This window comes from bacterium, from assembly GCA_026414725.1.
GTDB lineage: Bacteria > Ratteibacteria > UBA8468 > B48-G9 > JAFGKM01 > JAAYXZ01.
The window spans coordinates 1-21069 of record JAOAIL010000003.1; the positions used below are offsets into that span (position 1 = coordinate 1).

Genomic DNA, 21069 nt, shown 5'->3' on the forward strand with positions numbered 1-21069 from the left:
ATCTACCCTGTGTATTCCACCAGGTCTCCCATTTTGTTAGTTGCGCATCTCTTTTCTGTATCTCTTCTCTCAAGTTTCTAATTATTCCCCTCAACTGATGATTCTCTTCAGTTAATTCTGTCATAACATCTTTTTTCTGATAAGGAAATCTTCTGTCATAGAATAACATTGTTTACCTCCCTGTTAGAATTTAAAAAAGATTGATTTTCAGTGTGACAAACATACCCAAAAAAGTGTGCCAAAAGTGTGCTGATTTTTAAATTTCTGTCGTTTTATGAGGGTGGTCCACGTAAATAATAAAAACCGTTGAAATCATTGATAATCAAGGGTTTCAGAAAATCTGGAGTGGAAGAGGACTTCCTGAGAAATTTGTATTGAAGGAACTTAGGATCCAGTGGGGTTTCCCATGGGGGTTCAACTCCCCCCCCTCGCAAGTCCTGAATTATATCCTGGGCCAGCGGTAGATCTTACTGCCTATCTTTCGTCCCACTATCTTATTCTTTATCCTTCTTGTAATCTTCTTAGGGTTTCCACTGGCTAATGTTTCAATATCATTTACAGTTCTTGCCAGTTGATAAAGAAATTTTGTCAGTTTACTCATTGTCTTCTCCAGAAGAAAGTTTATCCAGAGATTCTATAAATGTCAAACGCAATATATTGAAGATGGAAAAGTATTGAGGTATTATAATGAAAAAGAGGTGAAAAATGATAAATGCAGGAGAATTAAAAACAGGGGTTATAATAAAAAAAGAAGGGAAATTATATAAGGTAATAGAGGTAGAAACAAAAGCAAGGACAGCACAATTCTCAAGTTACACCCATCTTAAACTACAGGACTTAAAAACAGGTCACATCCATGATATAAGGGTCTCCCCTGATGAAAAAATTGAAGATATTGAGATAGAAGAGATACAGATGGAGTACAGTTATACAGATGGGAGAAATTTTTATTTTATCCATCCAGAAACATTTGAAATAGTAGAACTTCCTTTACACTCTATAGGTGAATTTAAGAGTTTTTTAAAGGAAGGAGTAAAATTGTCTGTCCAGATATACGAAGGAGAACCTATAAGTGTTATTGTACCTGAATATGTGGAGTTAAAGATAGTAAGAACAGGTGAAGGTATAAGAGGTAATACAGATAGTACATGGAAAAGCGCTATCCTTGAAAACGGAATGGAAATTATGGTGCCTCAGTTTATAAAAGAAGGTGATATTGTAAGAGTATCAACAAAGACAAAAGAGTATCTGGAAAGAATCCATAAGTAATTTAAGGTTTATTAACAACCCGAATATTAATGATAAAAATTTTTAAAATTAACCAGTTAAGAAAATGAAAACAGAAATAGTATGCACAATAGGTCCTGTGTCAGATAGCGTGAAAATATTGAAAGAACTTGTAGATGCAGGAATGTCAATGGCGAGAGTGAATTTTTCGCATGGTGACCGTAAAGAAATCATAAGAAAGGTAAGAAATATAATGCAAGTAAGAAGCATAAAAGGGAAGAAATTACCTATTCTTGCTGACCTACAGGGACCTAAAATAAGGATAGGACATTTCAAAAAAACAAAGATTTATTTAAAAACAGGACAGCGGTTTATTATCACAACAAGAAAAATTACAGGAACAATAAAAAGTGTAAGTGTGGATTATGAAAATTTACATAAATATGTCATGAAAGATGACAGCATATTTCTTGATGACGGCAAAATTGAATTAAAAATAGACAGAGTAAAAAATACTGATATTGTATGTGAAGTCATAGTTGGTGGAGAATTATCTTCAAGAAAAGGAATCTCTGTTGTTGGTAAAACGTTACCACTTCCTGGAATAACTGAACAGGACTACAGAGATGCTGAATTTGCTGTGTCTTTAGGTATTACATATTTCGCTCAGTCGTTTGTAAGAAAAGCAGATGATGTAGTTAAACTGAAAGAGTTTCTTATCAGATGTAATCCCGCAAACAGGTATTTTGTTATTGCAAAGATTGAGGACTATAATGGATATAAAAATATAGACAGTATAATAGAAGTAAGTGATGGAATAATGGTAGCGAGGGGAGACCTCGGAGTAAGTGTCCAGAGAGCACTGGTTCCCCTGATACAGAAAGAGATTATTGAGAAATGTAATAAAGCAAACAAACTGGATATTGTAGCAACCCAGATGCTTGATTCAATGACAGAAAATCCTTATCCCACCCGTGCTGAAGTGAACGATGTTGCAGTGGCAGTTATGCAGGGAGCGGATTATCTCTTATTATCTTCTGAAACTGCAGCAGGAAAGTATCCTGTACTCGCTACAAGAGAGATGAAAAAAATTATAAACACAATTGAAAGATATATAAATAAAAACCCTCTCCCCATTTAAAATGAGGAGAGGGTACAGAGAAAATAACTGTTTTATACTTCAACTTCTCTGGTCTCTGTGGTTATTAGAGTCCCATTTCTGTAATACTTAACTGTTACTGTTCTTACATTACCTTTGAGTTCTCCTGGAGTGGCTATAATATCTTCAGTGATTCCATCTTCTGTTACTCTTGAATATTTTACCGTAGAGTTGAGTGTTGCCGCATCTTTTGCTGCTTTGCTTACAACATCTTCATCTGCTTTAGCCGTTGCTTCTTTTTCTTCTAATTTATACCCAACCCATCCACCTGCAGCAGCACCAACAGCAGATCCGATAATAGCCCCTCTCCAGGGATTACTTGAATCAACAATTGCTCCAAGAATTCCACCTGCTACCGCGCCTATTGCAGCACCTTTCTTTGTTCCTGTAGAAAGAGAATCTATGGTCTTACATCCCGTTAATGTTATACCCACCAATAACACTACCACTATCCATTTTCTCATTTCTACCTCTCTGTTTAATCTTTATTCAGCAACTGCAAAACTTACCTTTCTAACAAATGGCCAGGCGGACTTTTCTGCCTCAACTTCTCCGGCTGCTTTAGTAATCAACCTATTTGCATCTACCCCTTCCTTTACCAGAGCGTCTTTTACTGCATTCACCCTGCGCTCTGAAAGTTTAAGATTATACTCAGACGTCCCCTCAGGAGAAGCAGAACCAACAATCGCTATCTTTATACCAGGATTTGCCTTAATAACAGCCGCATTTTCTTTGATTGTCTGTGCAGCAAGTGGAGTGATTTTGGCACTGTCATAGTTGAAATATACATCTTTAAGATTGAGTACTAAAACCTTACCCGGAACTTTTACTATTTTCTCAACCGGTTTTTCTACCACTTTTACTTTCTCGCATACTTTTACGGGTGGTTCTACCTTCTTTTCAACTATTGGTACGACCTTTTCCTTTGCAGTCCCTACAAAAACATAACCTCTATTGCCCCACTGTTGATTTTCCATACCAGCAGGAATCTGGGTCGGCATCCACCAGTATCCACCTTTTTCTGCATCATACACTGGTTGTTTTGTTGCGCCGGACTCTCCGTACCATGAGAATTTCTCAGGCAATGTCTGTGCCATTGTCTTACCTGCTGATAAAACAAAGCAGGCAATCATTAACATCAGCAACAATTTTGTTGCTTTTTCCATCTCCTTCCTCCTTTCCCCTTTATGGGATGAAAATCTCTTTTTCCTGTTTATATAATACCTTTTATTCTTGAATTGTCAAATTTTTCGGCTATTTACCCCAGGAAGGACTGAAAGAATTCTTTTTTCCTGTATTGAGTATCCTTTTTTCACCACTTACAATATCTAATATAACAAGGGAAGATGATTTTGAACGGCTGTTTGTATATATAATATGTCTGCTATCAGGTGCCCATGAAACATCTTCACATCCCAAACCTTCTCCTATTACCTTTGTTTCACCTGTGGATACATCATATATTGCCAGTCCAAAACCATCTCTTTGAAACACATAGGCAATATAATTACCATCAGGTGAGTATACTGGTGAGGTAGAATAACCGGACAGATAACTAATCCTTTTAACCCGTTGACCATCCTTTGTCATTGTATATATCTGGGGTGAGCCATATCTATCAGAAACAAATGCAATTGTATTGCCATCCGGAGAAAAAGATGGAGAGGCATCTGTTGAATTAGCCGCTGTTAACTGCCTTTTTATCCTGCCATTGAAATCAACAACATAAATATCAGGTCTGCCACTTCTGCTCAATACCACCGCAATCTCTCCTGTATTCAGAGATGGAGATGCACAGGCATTTAATCCTGGTTCAGCGAGGAGTGTTTTCTTCTCTCCTGTTTTCAAATCCATCTTTACAAGTTTAGGCCAGCCACCTTCATAGGAGATATGTACAATTTCCTGGTTCGGTATTAACCATCTCGGATAATGTACCATATAATCAGTATTAGTTAGTTGTTTCAGATTTTCTCCATCATAGTCAATACAGTAAATCTCATATTTCCCTGAAGCGTTAGAAACAAACAATATCTTACTTCTTGCAATTCCAGGTTTTCCGGTGAGATGTAACACTAAATCATCATTAACAGTATGAGCAAGATAGGAAGCGTTAACATCTGTTCTATAATATCTTTCAAAAAGTATTTTCTCTTCCAGATTATCTTCTACAACTATTTTTATACCATCAGATGTCTTTATACCCTGAAGTGTAATCTGTGTTGTATATCTTTTTTTTGCTACTTCTGGACTTTCAACGAATATCGCTTCCTCCACATTAAAATAACCGGAATAGTAAAGGTCTCTTTTTAATGTTGATAAAAATATATTCCAGTAGTTATCATTTTCTGTTCCTAAAAGAATAACAATATCTGCTTTTTCCTGCAGATTTTTTGTTATTTGAAGGAAAACAGTGGAACATTGAACTTTTATTATTGTAAGTAATATAAAACAAACGAAAACAAATCTTTTCATATTCTATCCCTCCGTTTTAAACTCAATTACTATATCAAGATAGTTATGTGGTATCTCTGCAGGAAAAGGTGAGACCTGTCTTGTTGACAATACTGCTTCCATAACTGACCGGTCAAAACGTGTATTCCCGGAACTTTTTTCAAGTGCTATATTCTCTATCCTGCCATCTCTATAAACCCTGAAGGAAACAAAAGCATTCCTTTCTCCAATTATATTGTCCGTTCTCCAATTTTCTTTTATCTTTTTATGAATTGTTGATAGATACCAGTCAGGAATACTCATCAAACTTGATATATTTATTTCTGTTGTTGCACTTTCTATCTTTTCTACATTTACAGATTCAGGCATTTTTTGTATTGATGTTTTATCAGGGGTAGAGGGTTGAGAAATACCTGTTTTTGCAATCAGTGATTCTTTAAATTTTTCTGCAGAAAAAACAGGAATTTCTTTTTGAGGTATTTGCTGTTTTTCTATAGTTTTTTCTTCTTTTATAACTGGTTTTTCCTTAGATGTCTTTTGTTCAGTTTTAAGTTGTTGTTTAACTGGTAATTTTTCTAATGATGGGGATGATACAATTTCAGGTACAGGAATATCAATAATATGTACAGTAAAAATTTCTTTTGTAGCAATCTGTTTTTTCATAGGAGAGATAAGCAAAAAAGATATACCTACCATATGGATAAATAAAGAAATTTCTGTACTTCTCTTACCTATCCTTTCTATTCCATTTCTGCCTGAGTAGCCAGTCCTATGGTCTCTATATTGCATTTTTTTGATATATCCAGAACCTTAACAATGTTTTTATACAGAACAGATTCATCGCCTTTTATGACTATCGCAAGATTTTCATTAATCCTTTTCTTTTCCTTGAGTATATTATACATCTCCCTGAGTGTAACCTTTCTGTCATCTATATAATAAACATCTCCTGTTGCTACCGTTATTATAGTACTATTTTCTACCTGAATCTTCCCCGGTGATGATGCTGGAAGTTTTACCTCTATCCCCTGTTCAAGAAAAGGAGAAATAATGAGAAGTATTATAACAAGAGTCAGTGCTACATCCACAAGATTTGTTATATTGACCTGTGCGAATGTAAGATCTCCATTATTTTTTCTGATAGGTCTCATCCTACATCTTCCTTTTTTATCACTTCCTGTCAGAATAGGACTTTATATAATCCAGAATATACGGGAAAATAAATTCCATCTTTTCAAGGATATTGTTAAGCCGTTCCCTGTAATAGTTATACCCAACTGCAGCAGGTATTGCAACGATTAATCCTACAACAGTAGTTATTAAAGCAGTATAAACCCCTCCTGCAACAAACCTTACAGAAGAAGAGCCAGCAGCAGCAATCCCCTGAAAAGATAAAAGAAGTCCCCATACAGTCCCTAAAAGTCCTAAAAAAGGTGATATTGTAGCAATAGTAGCAAGGGATATAAGCTTAACTTCAAGTTTGCCTTCCTCTCTTATAAATGCTTTCTCAAGATGTTCCTTCAGGTCTTCCATATTTTCCCTTTCTCTTATTTCAATACCATAATTAAGGATACTGCTTAATGGACAGTTTAATAACCTTACATTCCCACCCTTTTTTATCTGTTTCTCAAATATCCTGTGTTTTTTCTCTATATTCCTAAAAATAAAAAATTTCTCAAGGATAATCTTCCAGGAATAGAAGGAGAGAAATACAAGAACTACAATAATAAATCTCCCCACTACATCTGATTGTTTCCACGAGGCAATCCAGATATTTTCCATTTTTATCTTACATTTACAGATTCAGACATTTTTTTCATCGTTTCTGTCATATCCATATACTTTACATCCGCAGGTATATCAAGTTTAAAGACAGAATCAGAAAAGGGTTCTGTACTGAGGCCTAAAATATCAATCCACATAGCAGGTGTATCTGTATCTCCATAAAATTCAATTTTCTCAGGAAGTAAAGATGATGGATTTACCCACATAAGCATTTTATTAAACATCTGCTGTGTACTCTGAACACCAAATGTAGAAGAAATGTTTCCTGTATTGCTTATGTCACGTATACTGATAAGGTAAAATGATTTACCATCTTTAATTTTTTCTTCCACAGATATTTTATCTATCATCTGATAAAGTTGGCTTATACTGTCACTGTTCATTATAAATCCCTGGTTATTTTTCATCTGCTGTTTCATATTCTCTGGCAGTTTTTCTAAATCAAAAGTAAATACTGTTTTCAACATCTTTTGATACTGAATCATTTTCTGTCCATCCATTAGCATATATATTTCCATTGGTTGAGGCATACCCGGATTGCTCATTATCATATCCATCCGCATCTTATTGCCTTTCTGCCAGAAATTTACAGGTATTTTCATTATGTTACCCATCATAGACATATTAATTTCATACTTACCACTTATACACTCCACATTGCTGTTCTTCTGTAACATCCGGGCAAAAAACTCTTCTTTATTTACCTCTGCACGTAAAGAAAATACTATCCCTACCAGTACTGCTACTAAAAACATTCTTCTCATCTTTCCTCCTTCCCCTATCTTTCTTATTCCAAAGGAAGTTAAGGGTATAATTTATAATATCCCATTTTTCACTTTAATGCAATAAATATTAGACATTTAAGGTGTGAAATTGTATTATTATAATCAGGAATTTACGCAAAATAATAAATATGAAGCAAAAAACTTTAATTATCTTCTTACTATCTCTAACACCTCTTATATTTTTCCCATATCTCAGCAGTGCTTTTTATTTGGTTAAACTTGTCTGGATTTTTCTGATAACTGTTTTTTTACTTACATATGGTATAAAAGAAAGATTATTTATATATAGGAATATTTTTATCTTGCCAATCTTTTTATTTTTCATATGGACACTTATAACTCTTAACCGTTGTACCAATATTTTTGCAGGGCTCTACAATATTTTAGTACTCCTTCTTTTTGTTACGCTTTATATTTCTTTAGAGAATCTTGTTGTAAGGGACACCATACTAATAGATATTTTTATAAAGTATGTGGTTTTTATATCCATAGTTGTTTCTATCTATGGATTGGTGCAGGTATTTGGTATTGATTTTATTAAGTGGCAGGGTGTAAGGAGTGCATTAAGTACATTAGGCAGACGGAACTTTGCTGGTGAGTATCTTGTTATGGTTATTCCATATGTTTATTATTTATTATATAAGGAGAAGAAGTGGTATTTATATATAATTTTACTACTCTTAATTTCCCACCTTGTTTTTACATTCACCCGTGCCAGTTATATTGCTTTCTTCATTTCCAGTATAGTATTTTTCATACTTGCAGGTAAGGAAATTTCTCTAAAGTGGAGGGTAGTATTTTTAATTTGTATATTGTTTTTCGCAGGCGAATGTTTTCCCGGGATAGCCACATTTGAAAAAGGGACATTAAAAAGCAGGTTTCTTATTTGGAATATAACTCTTAAGATGATAAAGAAAAATCCTTTAATGGGTGTAGGTCCTGGAAACTTTGTTGTTATGTATCCTTACTATGCAATAGGAGAGGAAGAGGCATTAAAAGGGACATCATTGCTTGTTGACAGGGCACATAATGACTATTTAGAAATCTGTGCAGAGTTAGGCATACCCGGCTTTATTCTATTCCTTTATTTTTTATATTGTTTTTTCAAGATATGTTCTGTTTTGTATAAAGAAGGAGGAAAAGAAAGGAGATTATTAACAGCGGGTATTGTTTCTTCCGTAGTTGCAATATGTATAAATGCATTAGCATCCTTCCCTTTTGGTAATCCAACCACCTTACTTCTTTTCTGGGCAAATGTTTCCTTTGCTGGTGGTATGTACAGGAAAGATATAGGAAATGGAAATATAACAGTAAAAAAGGAAATACCATATATACTATTAAAAATATATCTCTTGATTTTTATTGCTGGAGGGTTTGTTTTAAGTGTTATGGGTATTAGAGCAAGCAGATACATATATATAGCAAGAAACACATATGGTATGGTATCACTAAAATCTGCAGAAAAAGCTGTTAAGAATAATCCCTTTTCATTTGAATGTCCATTTATATCTGCTATGATTGCAACACGACAGGGTGAATATGAAAAAGCATACAGATTTATCCTTATGGCAAAACGGCTATATCCTCATAGTGTTAATGTTTACAACAACTTAGGATTGATATGTTTCCAACTGGGAAGATTTAATGAAGCAGAAGAGAGTTATCTTTATGCTTTAAAACTCAATCCTTCCGCACCGCGTATATATAGTAATCTCGGAGTTCTCTATATGAATACAGATAGGTATGACGAGGCAATAACTTGTTTCAAAAAGTCAATTTTTCTTAAACCTGACTTTGACCTTGCATATTTTAATCTGGGACTAACATACTATTTAAAAAATGATTATAAAAATGCAGAGATTTATTTTAAAAAAACACTGGATATAAATCCTGAATTTAACGATGCAAGAGAATTATTGTCAAAATTAGGGAAGTAGATTTTATTGAGTTATGGGAAGTGAAAAAATTATTGGTATAGATGCGCATGCTATAGGATTAAAACAGGGGGGGAATGAAACATACATAATCGGTTTACTTTATGGACTTTCTCAAATAGAACATCCAGATTTTAGTTATGTTGTTTTTCTCTCAAAGGGTATTCCTGTTCCTGATTTTTTACTTAATGATAAACAGTTTTCAATTGAAAGAGTTTCACAACGGGCATCTTTAAGATTTTTGAGAGATATCCCTGTTAGAACCTATACTGAAAAGTTAGATTTATTACACACTCAATATCACACACCATTAATAAGTCATTGTCATAGTGTTATTACCCTGCATGATGTATCTTTTATTAGATATCCTGAATTTTTCCCAGAAGATATATACTTGAGGTTAAAACTTTCACTTTTATATAGCGTAAGAAAAGCAAAGAAAATTATCACTGTTTCTGAATTTTCCAAAAGAGAGATATTGAAATTTTATAAAATAGATGAAGAAAAGATTGAGGTTGTTTACAATGGAGTTTCAGAGAAATTCAGACCTATTGATACGACGAAGTGTGATAAAGTGCTTGAGAATTACAGTGTAAAAAAGCCCTATATCCTTTCCGTATCTAATCTTCAACCGAGAAAAAATCTGTCCCGACTTATAAAGGCATTTATATCCATTATAAAAAATAATCCAGCATTCCCATATAATCTTGTAATAGTGGGTAAAAAATTATGGCTTTACAATGAGATGTTTGATGAAATAAGAAATTCTAATTTTGTAGAAAGGATAGTTCTGACAGATTATGTGCCTGAAGAAGACCTTGTATATCTTTATAATGGTGCAGATGTTTTTATTTATCCTTCCATTTATGAGGGCTTTGGATTACCTGTTCTTGAAGCAATGTCTTGTGGTTGTGCTGTGGTAACTTCTAATACTTCTTCTTTACCAGAAGTTGCCGGTAATGCCTGTGTTCTTGTTGACCCTTATAATGTAGAGGAGATAGCCAGAGCAATACAAAATGTAATTAGAAATCCTGATTTAAAAATGAGATTAAAAATGGAAGGATTAAAACAATCTCAAAAATTTTCATGGAAACGTAGTGGAGAAATGACCTTAAAAATATACGAAAAAGTTCTCTATAATTTATAGATTATAAAGTCAATAGTAAAGATAAATAATCTATTTTCTATAATTTTACAGTCAATAATACCTGCCTCTTTTAACATTTCTTCCAATTCTTTTCTGGAACAAAGTCGCATATATGTTCCTGTAGCCCATTCCTTACCCATTATTCTTAATAAAATATCAAACCATTTTTTAGGAAGGAGGAAATGGAATAGAGGGATTTTAGTATGAACCTCTACAGGGAAGAATTTGTTAGGTGTGGTGATGAAAAATGAACGACAAACACGATTGATTTCTCTTAAAAAATACATCTGTGCATCTCTATCACCCACATGTTCTAAAACAGCATTGGACCATCCAATATCAAATACTTTATTTTCAAAAGGGAAGTTAATACCATTATATCTGACTACTTTTACTTTTGGATATTTTTTTATAAAATTTGTGGGGTCTTCTATCCCGAGAGCAGTTATTTTTTCTGGGTATGGATAATTCTTTTCAATATAATTGTCAGTATCACTGTATTCTGTAGATGCATATCCAATATCAAGTATTTTTATATTTTCATCTATCTTGAAAATATCGGTAAATATTCTCCATTTTCTTTTTCTATTCCATGCCGAAATTCTATAGACAAATTTCATTATTCTATTATAGCAATGTCATATATATTCATCAATAATTCTAAAAAATATAGCAGTTGCGATTTTAAATAGTCAGGGTGTATAATAAAACAATGAAAGTAGCAATAGTGGGAACAAGAGGAATACCTGCGAGATACGGTGGATTTGAGACATGTGCAGAGGAATTGAGTTTAGGACTTATTAAAAAAGGTCATAGGGTTCTTGTTTCATGTAGAAGATACCTCTATCCTGAAAAACCTGCATTATACAAAGAGGTGGAACTTTGTTATCCTTTTAGCATCCCTGGTAAAATAACCGATACTTTCTCCCATACATTTTTCAGTATTTTACGGGTTCTTATATGGTCTCCTGATGTAATCCTTATATTCAATTCAGCCAATAGTCCACTTGCTATCATTCCTGTAATATTCAGGAAAAAGGTTATAATAAATGTAGATGGACTTGAGTGGAAGAGGGCTAAATGGGGAAAAATCGCAAAAATATATTATAAGTTCTCTGAACTTTTTTCATCTTTTATTGCTGATGTGGTGGTCTCTGATGCTAAGGCAATACAGGAATATTATCTTAGAAAATATAGAAGAGAGAGTATTTATATCCCCTATGGTGCACCTGAAATTGAAAGTAGAAATCCTGAAATTCTTGAAAGATATGGGCTGAAACCCTATGGTTATTTTTTTATTGGTAGTCGCCTTGAACCAGAAAACCATCAGGATATTGCAGTGGAGGCATTCCAGCAGGTAAAAACAGAAAAATTTCTTGTTATTGCAGGTGGTGCTAACTGGAACAGTCCTTATGTAAAAAAATTAAAAATGGTAAAAGATAGTAGAATAAAACTTCTTGGACCTATATATATCCAGAACCACATAGAAGAACTCCATGTCAATGCCTATGCTTATATCCACGGGAATGAAGTTGGTGGAACAAACCCTGCACTGCTTAAAGCAATGGGAAGTAGTAACTGTATAATTGCGTTTGATGTACCTTTTAATAGGGAAGTTTTAGGCGATGCAGGACTATATTTTAAAGATGCAGATGAATTGAAGAAATGCATAGTTTTTCTTCTTGAACATAAGGAAGTTGTGAATAATTTCAGACAGAAAGCAAGAGAACGTGCTAAAAAATTTTATAGATGGGAAGATGTGATAGATAGATATGAAAAGGTCTGTACAGAATTGAAATATGGGAAAAAGAAAATTCCTGATATTCATTGATGGGTCTATTATTTTTGCATCTTTTATATTAGGTTATTATTTCAGATTCCACTCAGGACTATTTGTATATAAAGGGATACCATCCATACATTTTTATCTTAATATCACTCTGTTTGCAGTTATCATATATCTTATTGTACTTACATCTTTTGGTGTATACACAGAGAAGATATTTCCTAATTTTATAAAGGAGTTTGCGCTGCTTATTCAATCTACATTCTGGATGTTAATAATCCTTACAGCAGGGACATTTTTCTATAGGGGCTTTGCCTATTCTCGTCTGGCTATTGGTTTTTCAGTTATCTTTGCTTTTCTACTTCTTTGGATTTCTCATTATATATCTGTTAAGATTGGGGGCAATACAAAGAAAAAGATTCTTGTGATAGGGGAGGGCAGACAAATAAATTCTCTGGTTAAAAGAATACTTCTCAGGTATCCTGCAATAAAAATGGATATTTTACCAGAAACAGGTGATATACAAAAAAGATTAATGGAAAACTCTTATTCTTTTATTATCGCCACCACAAAGAATTATTCAGAAAACCTTTATCTCCTTCATATAGCAGAGAAATATAAGATTCATCTATATCTTATACCTGAGATATACCAGTTCCTATATTCAGAAATAATAGAAGATATTGATGGACTACCCCTTTTATCAACAGGTAGGATTCCTGTTGAGAAATTTACTAATAAAGTATTAAAAAGTGTTTTTGACATAATAGCAGGATATATAATTTTCCTCCTGTTCTGTATAGTCCTCCCATTTATTTCTCTTATTATTATTGCTGATTCTAATGGAGGTGTTTTTTTCCGACAGGAACGGATAGGATATAGAGGAAAGTTATTCAAGATCTATAAGTTTAGAACTATGAAAAATATATCAGGAAATACCAGGCCTTTTACAATCCTTTATGATGAAAGAGTTACAAGGGTAGGAAGATTCCTAAGAAGATATAATTTTGATGAAATCCCACAGATATTCAATATCCTCAACGGTGATATGTCTCTTGTGGGACCAAGGCCAATATCAAAGGATGATAGGTTTATGATTGAACAGGACTATTTCAATCTACGGTTGAAGGTAAAACCAGGTCTTACTGGATGGGCACAGATTCATGGTTTAAGAGGAGGACATATTGAACCGGAAGAAAGATTTCAGTATGATATTTATTATATTGAAAACTGGAGTATCTGGCTGGATATAGCAATAATACTACTTTCTCCTGGTGCCATAAGAAATGCATTTTAATCATTACTTGCGAGGAAGCAGAGAAGAGGGGAAGAATGGCTACAAAAAAACAGAATAATAAAAAGATGTGGGATATACATAAACTATATAAATTTCTGGCACTTTTTATTTTTTTATTTATTGGTCCTCTTATACTATTTAAACCTTCCTATGACTATACAACAATCAAAAATCTTACAGGTTGTTTGTTCTGTATTATTCTTTCTGCTGATTTCATTATAAAAAAGCAAGAATTTACTTTAGAATCAACCTCTTTTGTTTCGTTGTTACTATTTTCAATATATCTTCTTATTTCCTCTTTTATTGCACCTTTTGGATATGGCGCAGGAAAATCAATGGAGGACTATCTTTTATATATTTTAATTTTCCTTATTGCGATGAATATAAAATTAGAAAAAGAAGATTTTTATCTATGGACATTATCAGGGTTTATCGCATCTCTGATTGCTTTAGGGAACTTTATAGGACCGAGAAAATATGTGGTCTCAACATTTGGAAACCCTAACTTTTTTGCAGGACATATATTGATGGTTCTTACAATTACATATGCACTTTTTCTTTATAAAAGTAATAAAGAAACTGAACGATATTTTCTACTTTTCTGTACTATTTTATCCTTTGGGACCATACTTGCTACGAAATCAAGGGCAGCAATTATTGCTTCAATATTCGGTCTTTCCACTGTGATGTTTTTAAATTATAAGAAGCATAATATAAAGAAATGGGGGGGCTATATAGTTATTGGGGTATCTTCAATATTCCTCTCATTACATTTCTACAACTGGTTACTAAAAAATATAAGGTGGTATATATGGCGGGGAACTTTGAGAATGATAAAATTAAAACCCATTACTGGCTGGGGATTGGGAAACTACCCCTTTTTCTATCCCTATTACAGAATAAGAGAATATTTTTTACAGGTGGAATCAACACCTGTAACAACACAGGTACATAATGAATATTTACATATCTGGGTAGAAACAGGACTGATAGGACTCCTTCTTTTTTTATGTTTGATTTCTGTCATTATTATTAAAAGCATTCAAAATAAAGAAAACAATCTGGATTTTGATAATATATGCCTTAATGGATGTATAGCAGGGATTTCAGCAGTACTTGTTGATAATATCTTTTCAACAAACTTAAGAAATCCCTCAACAGCAATGTATTTCTGGTTTCTCTTAGGAATATCTACCGGATATATTAAAAGTAAAAAAAGATTTAATTTCAATATCTCCAAATATCTCTGGTATACTACAGCAACAGTATCTTTCATCATGGGTATATTTATTTCCTATTATAGAATTGTACCTGATATTTATTTTAAAAAAGGGGTCTGGGCAAAAGAGGATGGTAACTTTAGAGAAGCAATAGACAACTACTTGGTAGTATGTATAATGAATCCATACCATTATGAAGCATGGTATAAACTGGCTTTTGTATATGGAGAATCAGGTGATTTAGATAAGGCAGAGAAAATATATTTAAAGATAAATAATTATCTTTTCCCTCACTATGCGAAAACGGATTATAATCTTGGGGTGATATATATGAGAAAAGGTGATTATAATAAAGCTTTCTATTATTATAAAAATGCAGAATGGTTAAATCCCTATGATATAGATGTTCTCTGTACACTGGCTTCAATAAACATTATGTTTCTAAATAACATCCCTGAAGCAGTATCTTATCTTAACAGGGTCTTGACAATAGACCCCAAAAACGAGTATGCTAATAGAGTTAAAATTTTATTAAAAAAAGAAGGAAAAATATAAGGAGATACTTATGGGTAGAGTATGTGAGATATGTGGGAAGAAAAGCAGAGCGGGGAACAGTAAAAGCCACTCAAACGTAAAGACACGACGGGTATGGAAACCTAATATCCAGACCGTTCTTGTTGCTTTAGGAAATAAAAGAAAACGGATAAATGTATGTACAAAATGTCTAAAAGCAGGTAAAGTTAAAAAAGCCATCCCTGTTGAAACTCAAAGAGCAGAGGTATCGGGAAATTAAAACATCAAGAATAAATACTTTCCGATTAGAAAACTTTCTTTATTTTTAGTATTATCCGGTACAAATTACTCTGTTTACGTATATAGGGTGTATAAAGAATATTTTGCTTTTCAACTAACAGATAAGAACCACCTTGAAAAACTGCTTCATATATGGCATTATCTTTTTTTACCCAGAACAGTATATTGCTTTCACTATTCCTCATAGATACTTTCTTAAAATAAACATCATCGCAAAGAAATACCGGTTCAGGATTCCCTTTACCAAATGGTTCTAAATAGTTATTTATCTCTTCTATTACAGATGGGCTAATCTCTCTTATATCAAGATAGCAATCATATCTTTCTTTCTTATTATCTGCTTTCCATTTTATACTTTCCCAAAAACTTTTTATTTCAGGAATATGGGTTACAGAGCACTTAAATCCCATTGCTTGTCTATGTCCTCCCATTGAAACCATATATTTCCCTACTGGTTTAAGTTTTTCATAGAGATTACAATTCTCAGGTGCTCTTATAGACCCCTTCAAAAAGTTGTTTGAGAGATGTCCTACAACAAAAGGCCTGTGATACTCTCCTGACAACCGAGAAGCAACAATCCCACATATTCCAGGTGATATATTCTCTGAAATAATGAACCCCTTTTCTATATCATTTTCATTTATCATTCTCCTTGCTTCTACCACCATTTTATACCTTTCCCTATCCATCTGTTTTATTTCTCTCACTATCTCTTTGATACGACTATCTCTGCTTTCCATTAATAGATTTAATGAAACCTCTGGTTTTCCCAATCGACCAGGTGAATTGATACAGGAGATTATTCTCATTGAAATATCCTGAAGACGAAGTGGTATCTTCAAATTCTGGCTTTCTATAAGAAACGCTAACCCTTTTATTTTTGTAAAAGGCATCCTACGAAGACCTTCCTTTACAAATATTCTGTTTTCTCCTGTTAAAGGAAGAGAATCAGCAATAATAGATAATGCCACTATTTCAGTAAAACCACAAACCATTTCTTCTCTTATTCCGGGAAGTAGAATTCCCATACCTTCTATAAATTTATACACAATACCAGTCCCACTAAGATTTTCAGTTCTATCAGACCACTTTTCTTTAAGCCAGGGATTTACATATATATGGTGAGATGGGAGTTTTGATATATCTCCTATGTGATGGTCAAGAACTATGACTTTTATACCATAATTAGTTGCCTGTTTAAGTGCAGCATAAGAAGAAATTCCACAATCCACAGATAGAAGAAGAGAATACCCCTCTTTTGCAATTTCCTGTATAAGATATTCCTCTATTTCATAATCCTCATCTAATCTATGGGTAAGGCGGAATGAAAAATCTGCACCAACTGCTTTAAGTAGATTTAAAAGTAGAAAAGAGGCACATATACCATCAGTATCACCATCTCCATAGACAAATATCTTTTCTTTTTTAGATATGGCTTTTTTAAGGATCAAACACGCCTCTCGTAAATTTGGGATAAGAAATGGTTCAGATAAACTGGAAAATCCGTTGTAAAGAAAATCAGTTATTAATTTTTCTGTTTTATAACCTCTCGCTGTAAGGATTTTTTTTACCAGTGGTGGTATGGCATGTCTTTCCATCAATAAGTTAAAATTAGATATAAATTTATGTCAATTTTACCTTTACTTCCTACTTGTTACCGGGGTTATATATACGGATTTTAACTTCTGCCTCTTTCAAAAGGTCACCTGATATTTTATCAGGATATTCACTTTTTATTATAATCTCTCCTATACCTGCATTTATAATCATTTTTGCACATACACTACAGGGATGGCAGGTAATATATAAAACACTCCCTTTAATAGAGACCCCATGATAAGCCGCCTGTATAATAGCATTCTGCTCTGCATGCAAACCTCTACATAATTCATGTCTTTCACCAGATGGAATTTTTAACTTCTCTCGTATACAACCTATATCTCCACAATGAGATATTTTAGAAGGTGCTCCATTATAACCAGTCGCGAGGATTCTCTTTTCTTTTACCAGAACGGCTCCGACATGTCTTCTCATACAGGTGGAGCGAGTACTTACCAGTTCAGCAATTCTTATAAAATACTCATCCCATTCAGGACGATGGATAGATGGGGAATTCATGTGCAAATCTCCTTATCTTTCTTGCAATATCTTTTAAAATACTCTCATTATCTCTATTTTTCAATGTCTCGTCCATCCACTCAGCAATAAGTTCCATATCATCTTCTTTCATTCCTCTACTTGTAACAAGTGGGGTACCAAGTCGTATTCCACTTGTAATTGATGGTGGTTGAGGGTCATATGGAATAAGATTTTTGTTTGTTATTATTCCAACTCTTTCAAGCAGTTTTTCATATTCATTACCATTTATACCTTTGTTCCGAAGGTCTATGGTAAACAGGTGGTTATCTGTTCCACCACTTACAACTCTATAATTTCTTTTTTTAAACTCCTCACACAATTTTTTACAGTTTTTTACTATTTGCTGCTGATATGTAAAGAAAACAGGACTCATTGCTTCTTTGAAAGAGAGTGCTTTAGCCGCTATTATATGCATAAGCGGACCACCTTGAATACCGGGAATTATGGAACTATCAAGTTTATTACTATATTCCTTCTTGCAAAGTATAAGCCCTCCTCTCGGACCTCGTAATGTCTTATGTGTCGTAGAAGTAACAAAATCAGCGAGATGGATTGGAGAAGGATGGAGATTTGCTACAATAAGTCCTGCAATATGTGCTATATCAGCAAGAAGATATGCCCCTGTTTCCTTTGCTATACTGTGAAATTCATTAAAATCAATAGTTCTTGAATATGAACTTGCACCGCAGACAATCATCTTTGGTTTTTCTTTTAATGCAATCTCTCTTACTTTTTGATAATCTATTGTTTCTGTATCTTTGTCTACATTATAAAAAACAGATTGATAAAATATCCCTGAAAAATTAACTTTAAGTCCATGTGTAAGATGTCCACCTGCAAGAATATCCATAGCAAGGATTTTATCTCCCGGTTTCAGGACAGAAAAATAAGCCGCCATATTTGCCTGACTTCCTGAGTGCGGTTGTACATTTGCATGATCTGCACCAAACAACATACATGCTCTTTTAATGGCTAAACTTTCAATCTCATCAATAAATCTACATCCCCCATAATATCTTCTTCCTGGATATCCTTCTGCATATTTATTTGTAAATATAGAACCCATAAGTTTTAGCACATTTTTGCTAACTATATTTTCTGAAGGAATAAGACATATTGTATTTTTCTGCTTTTCCTGTTCACATATGAGAGCATTATATACCTCTCTATCAATATCTTTAAGCATCTTCAACCTCCACAATCGGTATTAAAGAAAAATCCGCAAAAAGGAGAAATAGATCGTTTATTTTTTTTAATAAAGAAAGACGATTTCTACATTGTCTTTCATCGTCACACATGACAAGAATATCATCAAAAAACTTATCAATGATTTCACGCCACATGCCTAACTGTTTAAGAAAATCATTATAGTTCCTGCTTTGCTCAATAAGTAGTTTTGATATTGATTCATTCTTCTTATAAAAAGAATATAGTTCTTTCTCTGTTTTTTCTGTAAGTAGTGCTTCTTCAAAATTATCAAAAACTATATTTTTCTCCTCCGCCTGTTTCAAAATATTAGCAACACGGATGAATGGGACAAGAACATTTTTGGCAGCCCCTGTTCTGAAAAAATTCTTAATGGCATCTATCTTTTCTCTTAAAACCACTATATCCTCACTATTCACCGCCATAACTGCCTTTCTTATTCCAGGGGAAATTCCTTCTCCTGCAAAAAGGTTATCAACTCTCTGTAAAATAAAATCCATTATTCTATTTTCTGCATTCAAGGAATAAGAACCTAAAATCTCTAATGTTTTCTTGATAACTTCCCTTAATGGGAAAATTATCTTTCTGTCCCATATTATCTCAATTAAACCATTGGCTATTTTTTTAAGTCCATATGGATCTCCACTACCTTTTATACCAAATTCATCTGTAAGGAAAGCACAGAGTGTCTCAATACGCACTATAATAGAAGATATAGCAGATTCTTTCGTCTGGGGAAGCATATCTCCACTATATCTGGGCAAGTAATGTTGTTCAATTCCTGATGCTACTATTCTATTATATCCATTTTTCTCTGCATAAATTCTACCTATAACTCCTTCAAGAGAAGGAAATTCTGAAACCATTAATGTTGGCAGGTCATTTTTACAGAGAGAAATTATAATATAAATATTTTTTTTCTCTTCATCATTTAAGGACAGATATTCAGTTAATATATTATATATCTTTTTAAATCGCTCAACTCTATCATACATGCTTCCCCATTTAGGATGATATGCGATATTTTTAAGGTCATCTGTATAACTGGCAAAGTCCCTCTTTAAATCCTTCCTTATAAAAAATATAGCGTCTTCCATCTTTGCGTATAAGACATCCTGATAATTATTCTTTATCGTATCTCCGCCTACACCATCAAAAACAGATATATAACTGCTACTTAAATATCCGTTCCTATCCAATAATGGGATACCATTGAGTTTCATTATTACTGCTCTTATTATTTCTGGCGGTATTTCTTTATATTCTTCTTTCAATTTACACACCTCAACAACAGGATATTCTACTAAATATACTATTTTTTTAAGATGCTCTTCATCTACAATAAAATTCTTAATGCCGGTTTTTCTTGATATTTCTGCTTTAATAAATTCAAAGCGCACGTCTGGGTCAAACATAACAAATCTTTTAAGAATTTTATCCATATAATCTGACGGGCTTGAAATCTTAAATCTATAAGGAGCAAGGGTTCTGTGCCCATATGAAAACCTTCCACTTTTTACTCCCCCGAGTAATATCTTTATAACTTTTTTGCCATAGAGTGCTGTTATCCATCTGATGGGTCTTAAAAATTTAAAATTTCCACCATCCCACTTCATCCCTCTCGGTATTTCTATCCTCCTGATACTTTCTACTAAAATATCTCCAAATATCTCGGTTATCTGTTTCCCTCTTTCATATTTAACCAGAGCAAGAACTTTCTTGCCTTTTCTTTCTTGGATAAAAAGGTCTTTAAGCCTCACATTGTGAGAGATTGCAAACTTTTCTGCTGCCTGTGTAAAATTTTTATTTTCATCGAGGGCTATTTCAGCGGGAGGACCATATATTTCGGTTGTCATATCCTGTTGCTTTGCACCTACATTTTTAATATACAGGATAATTCTTCTTAAGGTACAAAAAAGTTTTATCTCTCCATGTTCAAGACGATATTCTTTAAATAATTCAACAAGGACAGGTATCCACTCTTCTTTAAAATAATCTCCTGTCCAGGGAGGAAGGTCTTCACATCCAATTTCTACTAACAGGTCTTTTTTCTTCATCGCCATAAAATTATTCTATATTCAATATCAACCTATATGGATTGTTTATTATTTATCTCTTGT

General features: G+C 33.4%; 21 protein-coding genes. 8 read left to right on the forward strand and 13 right to left on the reverse strand.

The features are described from left to right. Positions 1 to 442: 442 nt before the first annotated feature. Entirely contained in the window at positions 443 to 601 is a 159-nt protein-coding gene (locus N3D17_02145) for a hypothetical protein (protein MCX8082187.1), read from the reverse strand. Between the two features lie 104 nt (positions 602 to 705). Between N3D17_02145 and N3D17_02150 the strand changes: the two genes are divergently transcribed. Both N3D17_02150 and pyk read left to right on the forward strand, forming a co-directional pair. Further along, entirely contained in the window at positions 706 to 1269 is a 564-nt protein-coding gene (locus N3D17_02150) for an elongation factor P (GenBank protein ID MCX8082188.1), read from the forward strand. Positions 1270 to 1333: 64 nt separating this feature from the next. Next, positions 1334 to 2368 carry a pyruvate kinase gene (gene pyk / locus N3D17_02155; GenBank protein MCX8082189.1) on the forward strand — a complete coding sequence of 345 codons (1035 nt, stop codon included), beginning with the start codon at positions 1334 to 1336 and terminating at the stop codon, positions 2366 to 2368. Positions 2369 to 2400: 32 nt separating this feature from the next. Here the strand turns inward: pyk and N3D17_02160 are convergent, their stop codons facing one another. From N3D17_02160 to N3D17_02190, 7 genes are all read right to left on the reverse strand, one after another. Further along, complete coding sequence (locus N3D17_02160; GenBank protein MCX8082190.1) at positions 2401 to 2850, reverse strand: glycine zipper domain-containing protein; 450 nt, start codon at positions 2848 to 2850, stop codon at positions 2401 to 2403. 21 nt (positions 2851 to 2871) lie between these two features. Next, on the reverse strand, positions 2872 to 3363 hold the full coding sequence (locus tag N3D17_02165) for an OmpA family protein (protein ID MCX8082191.1): 492 nt from the start codon (positions 3361 to 3363) through the stop codon (positions 2872 to 2874). Positions 3364 to 3640: 277 nt separating this feature from the next. Beyond that, the gene (locus N3D17_02170; protein ID MCX8082192.1) at positions 3641 to 4858 is read right to left on the reverse strand and encodes a hypothetical protein; all 1218 of its coding nucleotides are present in this window, start codon (positions 4856 to 4858) and stop codon (positions 3641 to 3643) included. A gap of 3 nt (positions 4859 to 4861) precedes the next feature. Then, entirely contained in the window at positions 4862 to 5626 is a 765-nt protein-coding gene (locus N3D17_02175; GenBank protein MCX8082193.1) for a TonB family protein, read from the reverse strand. Then, positions 5578 to 5988: a biopolymer transporter ExbD gene (locus tag N3D17_02180; protein MCX8082194.1), complete on the reverse strand. Its 411-nt coding sequence runs from the start codon at positions 5986 to 5988 to the stop codon at positions 5578 to 5580. Before N3D17_02180 ends, N3D17_02175 begins: the two co-directional genes overlap by 49 nt. A gap of 19 nt (positions 5989 to 6007) precedes the next feature. Then, positions 6008 to 6619: a MotA/TolQ/ExbB proton channel family protein gene (locus N3D17_02185; protein ID MCX8082195.1), complete on the reverse strand. Its 612-nt coding sequence runs from the start codon at positions 6617 to 6619 to the stop codon at positions 6008 to 6010. A gap of 2 nt (positions 6620 to 6621) precedes the next feature. Next, a complete protein-coding gene (locus tag N3D17_02190) occupies positions 6622 to 7386 on the reverse strand; it encodes a hypothetical protein (GenBank protein MCX8082196.1) in 765 nt (254 codons plus the stop codon). Between the two features lie 230 nt (positions 7387 to 7616). Here N3D17_02190 and N3D17_02195 point away from each other — a divergent pair, with 230 nt between their 5' ends. Together N3D17_02195 and N3D17_02200 are read left to right on the forward strand one after the other, a co-directional pair. Further along, positions 7617 to 9344 carry a tetratricopeptide repeat protein gene (locus N3D17_02195; protein MCX8082197.1) on the forward strand — a complete coding sequence of 576 codons (1728 nt, stop codon included), beginning with the start codon at positions 7617 to 7619 and terminating at the stop codon, positions 9342 to 9344. 13 nt (positions 9345 to 9357) lie between these two features. Further along, entirely contained in the window at positions 9358 to 10488 is a 1131-nt protein-coding gene (locus N3D17_02200) for a glycosyltransferase family 4 protein (protein ID MCX8082198.1), read from the forward strand. Here the strand turns inward: N3D17_02200 and N3D17_02205 are convergent. Beyond that, positions 10476 to 11108, reverse strand: coding sequence for a class I SAM-dependent methyltransferase (locus N3D17_02205; protein ID MCX8082199.1), 633 nt, complete (start codon positions 11106 to 11108; stop codon positions 10476 to 10478). The genes N3D17_02200 and N3D17_02205 overlap by 13 nt on opposite strands. A 92-nt stretch (positions 11109 to 11200) precedes the next feature. On the opposite strand from N3D17_02205, the gene N3D17_02210 reads away from it, so the two are divergent. From N3D17_02210 to rpmB, 4 genes are read left to right on the forward strand one after another with little or no spacing between them, the layout of a single operon-like run. Next, entirely contained in the window at positions 11201 to 12319 is a 1119-nt protein-coding gene (locus N3D17_02210) for a DUF1972 domain-containing protein (GenBank protein ID MCX8082200.1), read from the forward strand. After that, a complete protein-coding gene (locus tag N3D17_02215) occupies positions 12288 to 13571 on the forward strand; it encodes an exopolysaccharide biosynthesis polyprenyl glycosylphosphotransferase (GenBank protein ID MCX8082201.1) in 1284 nt (427 codons plus the stop codon). The genes N3D17_02210 and N3D17_02215 overlap by 32 nt, the downstream gene beginning before the upstream one ends. Before the next feature lie 35 nt (positions 13572 to 13606). Next, entirely contained in the window at positions 13607 to 15346 is a 1740-nt protein-coding gene (locus tag N3D17_02220; protein ID MCX8082202.1) for an O-antigen ligase family protein, read from the forward strand. A gap of 10 nt (positions 15347 to 15356) precedes the next feature. Further along, entirely contained in the window at positions 15357 to 15584 is a 228-nt protein-coding gene (rpmB, locus tag N3D17_02225; protein ID MCX8082203.1) for a 50S ribosomal protein L28, read from the forward strand. A 25-nt stretch (positions 15585 to 15609) separates the two neighbouring features. Here the strand turns inward: rpmB and N3D17_02230 are convergent, their stop codons facing one another. The 4 genes from N3D17_02230 to glyS are packed head-to-tail and all read right to left on the reverse strand — an operon-like array spanning position 15610 to position 21012. Further along, positions 15610 to 17202, reverse strand: coding sequence for a DHH family phosphoesterase (locus N3D17_02230; GenBank protein MCX8082204.1), 1593 nt, complete (start codon positions 17200 to 17202; stop codon positions 15610 to 15612). A 49-nt stretch (positions 17203 to 17251) separates the two neighbouring features. Further along, positions 17252 to 17722, reverse strand: a complete 471-nt coding sequence (locus tag N3D17_02235; GenBank protein ID MCX8082205.1) for a cytidine/deoxycytidylate deaminase family protein — start codon at positions 17720 to 17722, stop codon at positions 17252 to 17254. Then, positions 17694 to 18935, reverse strand: a complete 1242-nt coding sequence (locus N3D17_02240) for a serine hydroxymethyltransferase (GenBank protein ID MCX8082206.1) — start codon at positions 18933 to 18935, stop codon at positions 17694 to 17696. Before N3D17_02240 ends, N3D17_02235 begins: the two co-directional genes overlap by 29 nt. Next, positions 18922 to 21012: a glycine--tRNA ligase subunit beta gene (gene glyS, locus N3D17_02245; protein ID MCX8082207.1), complete on the reverse strand. Its 2091-nt coding sequence runs from the start codon at positions 21010 to 21012 to the stop codon at positions 18922 to 18924. The genes N3D17_02240 and glyS overlap by 14 nt, the downstream gene beginning before the upstream one ends. Positions 21013 to 21069 lie beyond the last annotated feature (57 nt).

Excerpts from the sequence above, each read along its gene's own strand:
- N3D17_02185 (MCX8082195.1), bottom strand. The coding sequence starts at position 6,619 with ATGGAAAATATCTGGATTGCCTCGTGGAAACAATCAGATGTAGTGGGG.
- N3D17_02205 (MCX8082199.1), bottom strand. The coding sequence starts at position 11,108 with ATGAAATTTGTCTATAGAATTTCGGCATGGAATAGAAAAAGAAAATGG.
- N3D17_02175 (MCX8082193.1), bottom strand. The coding sequence starts at position 5,626 with ATGCAATATAGAGACCATAGGACTGGCTACTCAGGCAGAAATGGAATA.
- glyS (MCX8082207.1), bottom strand. The coding sequence starts at position 21,012 with ATGGCGATGAAGAAAAAAGACCTGTTAGTAGAAATTGGATGTGAAGAC.
- N3D17_02170 (MCX8082192.1), bottom strand. The coding sequence starts at position 4,858 with ATGAAAAGATTTGTTTTCGTTTGTTTTATATTACTTACAATAATAAAA.
- N3D17_02150 (MCX8082188.1), top strand. The coding sequence starts at position 706 with ATGATAAATGCAGGAGAATTAAAAACAGGGGTTATAATAAAAAAAGAA.
- pyk (MCX8082189.1), top strand. The coding sequence starts at position 1,334 with ATGAAAACAGAAATAGTATGCACAATAGGTCCTGTGTCAGATAGCGTG.
- N3D17_02190 (MCX8082196.1), bottom strand. The coding sequence starts at position 7,386 with ATGAGAAGAATGTTTTTAGTAGCAGTACTGGTAGGGATAGTATTTTCT.
- N3D17_02200 (MCX8082198.1), top strand. The coding sequence starts at position 9,358 with ATGGGAAGTGAAAAAATTATTGGTATAGATGCGCATGCTATAGGATTA.
- N3D17_02160 (MCX8082190.1), bottom strand. The coding sequence starts at position 2,850 with ATGAGAAAATGGATAGTGGTAGTGTTATTGGTGGGTATAACATTAACG.
- N3D17_02220 (MCX8082202.1), top strand. The coding sequence starts at position 13,607 with ATGGCTACAAAAAAACAGAATAATAAAAAGATGTGGGATATACATAAA.
- N3D17_02210 (MCX8082200.1), top strand. The coding sequence starts at position 11,201 with ATGAAAGTAGCAATAGTGGGAACAAGAGGAATACCTGCGAGATACGGT.
- N3D17_02145 (MCX8082187.1), bottom strand. The coding sequence starts at position 601 with ATGAGTAAACTGACAAAATTTCTTTATCAACTGGCAAGAACTGTAAAT.
- N3D17_02165 (MCX8082191.1), bottom strand. The coding sequence starts at position 3,363 with ATGGAAAATCAACAGTGGGGCAATAGAGGTTATGTTTTTGTAGGGACT.
- N3D17_02180 (MCX8082194.1), bottom strand. The coding sequence starts at position 5,988 with ATGAGACCTATCAGAAAAAATAATGGAGATCTTACATTCGCACAGGTC.
- rpmB (MCX8082203.1), top strand. The coding sequence starts at position 15,357 with ATGGGTAGAGTATGTGAGATATGTGGGAAGAAAAGCAGAGCGGGGAAC.
- N3D17_02230 (MCX8082204.1), bottom strand. The coding sequence starts at position 17,202 with ATGGAAAGACATGCCATACCACCACTGGTAAAAAAAATCCTTACAGCG.
- N3D17_02215 (MCX8082201.1), top strand. The coding sequence starts at position 12,288 with ATGGGAAAAAGAAAATTCCTGATATTCATTGATGGGTCTATTATTTTT.
- N3D17_02235 (MCX8082205.1), bottom strand. The coding sequence starts at position 17,722 with ATGAATTCCCCATCTATCCATCGTCCTGAATGGGATGAGTATTTTATA.